Origin of the sequence: Sphingobium sp. CCH11-B1, from assembly GCF_001556865.1 — a bacterium.
Taxonomy (GTDB): Bacteria; Pseudomonadota; Alphaproteobacteria; order Sphingomonadales; family Sphingomonadaceae; genus Sphingobium.
Window position 1 is genome coordinate 1 of the sequence record NZ_LSJY01000203.1, and the last position, 2,574, is coordinate 2,574.

The 2,574-nt window shown below is 62.1% G+C and carries 2 protein-coding genes; both read right to left on the reverse strand.

The window, feature by feature from the left end; all coding sequences use genetic code 11:
- Positions 1 to 120 precede the first annotated feature (120 nt).
- Positions 121 to 960: an IS21-like element helper ATPase IstB gene (gene istB, locus AX724_RS20955; protein WP_066770779.1), complete on the reverse strand. Its 840-nt coding sequence runs from the start codon at positions 958 to 960 to the stop codon at positions 121 to 123.
- Positions 957 to 2,468 carry an IS21 family transposase gene (gene istA / locus AX724_RS20960; protein ID WP_066770782.1) on the reverse strand — a complete coding sequence of 504 codons (1,512 nt, stop codon included), beginning with the start codon at positions 2,466 to 2,468 and terminating at the stop codon, positions 957 to 959. The genes istB and istA overlap by 4 nt, the downstream gene beginning before the upstream one ends.
- Positions 2,469 to 2,574: the final 106 nt, after the last annotated feature.

Genomic DNA, 2,574 nt, shown 5'->3' on the forward strand with positions numbered 1-2,574 from the left:
TGTCAACGGCGGAGCAAAAACCGGCCACTGTGGCGGAGTAAAAGTAGGCCACTGATGTTGCGGCAGGTGCAAAGCAAAGGGCCCCGATCGGGGCCCTTTGCTTTTGGCCGTTTTGATGGGTCAGTTTTCGTCGACGGTGGCCTGGTTTTGCTCCGCCCCGCTGGCAGTGGCGCGACGGCGACTGGCTGACTGCTTTAGGCGGTAACTGTCACCATTCATGGTCAGGATGCTGACGTGGTGGGTCAAACGATCCAGCAATGCGCCGGTCAGGCGCTCGGACCCAAGCACCTGCGTCCAGTCCTCAAACGGCAGGTTGGAGGTAACGATGGTGGAGCCGCGTTCGTAGCGCTGGGAGAAGGTCTCGAACAACAGCTCCGCGCCGGTGGGCGAGAGCGGGACGTAACCCAGTTCGTCGATGATCAGCAGCTTCACTGCAGCCAACTCGCGCTGCATCTTGAGCAGCCGCTTCTCGTCGCGGGCTTCCAGTAACTGGTTCACCAGCGCCGCGGCGGTGGTGAAGGTCACGGTGAAGCCCTTCTGGCAGGCGGCCAGCCCCAGGGCGAGCGCCACATGGGTTTTGCCCGTCCCGCTATTGCCCAGCGCAATGATATTCTCGCGCCGCAGGATATATTCGCAGCGCGCCAGATCCAGCGTCAGCATCTTGTTGAGGCTGGGGATGGCGGTGAAGTCGAAGGTATCGAAGCTTTTGACGGCCGGGAACCGGGCAGCACGGATCCGGCGTTCGACAGTGCGCCGCTCACGGTCGATCAGTTCCAGTTCGATCAGGCGCAGTAGATAGCGGGGATGATCGACACCATCACGCGCGCACTCCCGGGCTACTTTCTCATATTCGCGCAAAACGGTCGGCAGTTTGAGTTGCTTGAGGTGGTGGGCCAGCAGCACCTGTGGCGCACCAGCGGTGGTGCCGGTGGGCAGGTTGTCATCGGGCGCCCGGCTCATGCTGCCATCTCCTTCGAGACCTGGGGCATCAGAGCCGCATAATCAGCCGCCTGCGTGACCTTCACATCCAGCCTTGGCAGGTGGGGATAGGTCGTCAGGTCAAGCCTGGCGGGCCGCCGTTCCATCCTGGCCAGTGCGATCTGCTTCACCGCATCAAAGCTGATCGCGCCCATGTGGATCGCCTGAGTGACAGCATGGGTCACCACGGCCATGGGCATCGCTTCCAGCAAGCGCAAGACCTGGATATACTCGCGCTTGCCCTTGCGGCCCATGCGTCCCTCCAGCAATTGCCGCAGGTGGGCAAAGACATCGGGCAAGGCCCAATTCTGCAGTGCAGCCGCCTGATCGAGAGCATTCGGCTTTGTCTCGATCAGCGCCAGATAATGCAGCGGATCGGCCACAAAATCGCCGCTGCCATAACTGCGCACATGGCGGGCGATCTCCTCGGCGCCGGACAGGATCACCACCTCGTCCACGAAGCCCTTCACCACCACATCCTGGAACCCAAACCTTGTGGGCACCGAGTAATCATTGCCGCGATACCGCACCAGCGCCGTCGATGACACACGGGCGCTGCGCCTCTCGCATGGCTCCAATGGCACCGGCGGTAGTGGGCGTAGCGCCGCAACGTCAGCAACCATGCGCTCACCGATGGTCTGGGCATGGCGGCCAGCACGTTCGCCTTGCCGCGCATGACAGCGCTCCAAAAGAGCCGCGTTCAGTGCGTCATAGCTCGCCGCCTGCGGCTTGGGCGTCATGAAGTTGCGGCGCGCGTATTTGACCAGCCCTTCGACCTTGCCCTTGTCATTCCCCTTGCCGGGTCGGCCGAAGCGGTCAGAAAACAGGTAGTGGCTGACCAGCTCGCTGAAGGCACGTGTGCGCTCACGCTTGCCGTCCCCCAGAATCTTGGCCACCGCAATCGTCGTGTTGTCGTAGAGGATCGACTGGGGAATGCCGCCAAAGAAGTCGAAGGCCGATACATGCCCATCCAGAAATGCCTCGGTCGTCTCGCGCGGGAAAGCCTTCACGAAACAGGCATCGGACTGCGGCAAATCCATGCACAGGAAGTGGATCTTCTGCTCCACACCGCCAATCACGCCCACCGCTTCGCCAAAATCCACCTGCGCATGCCCCGGTGGGTGCGCCAGCGGCACAAATGTCTCGCGGCCACGCACCCGGCTCAGCCGGACATAGTCCTTCACCACCGTGTAGCCGCCGCCATAGCCATATTCATCGCGCAGCCGCTCGAAGATCCGCTTCGCCGTGTGTCGCTGCTTGACCGGCGCCGTCCGGTCACCTTCCAAAATCGCGTCAACCACCGGCAGCAAAGGCCCCAGCTTCGGCTTCTCCACCGGCTTCGTGCGCGTATAGCCAGGTGGCAGTGAAAATCGGCAGATCTTGCCAATCGTCTCCCGGCTTAATCCAAATACCCGCGCGGCCTCTCGCTGGCTGCGCCCCTGCACAAACACAAACTGCCGAACACTCGCGTAAACTTCCACGGCATACATCCCGGCCGCCCTCAAAAGGGCAGCCTTACCACTGGCCGGTTTTTACTCCGCCACGCTCAGCACTTCGCTGGCGTTCCAGTGGCTGGTTTTGTCACCGCCCTGCACA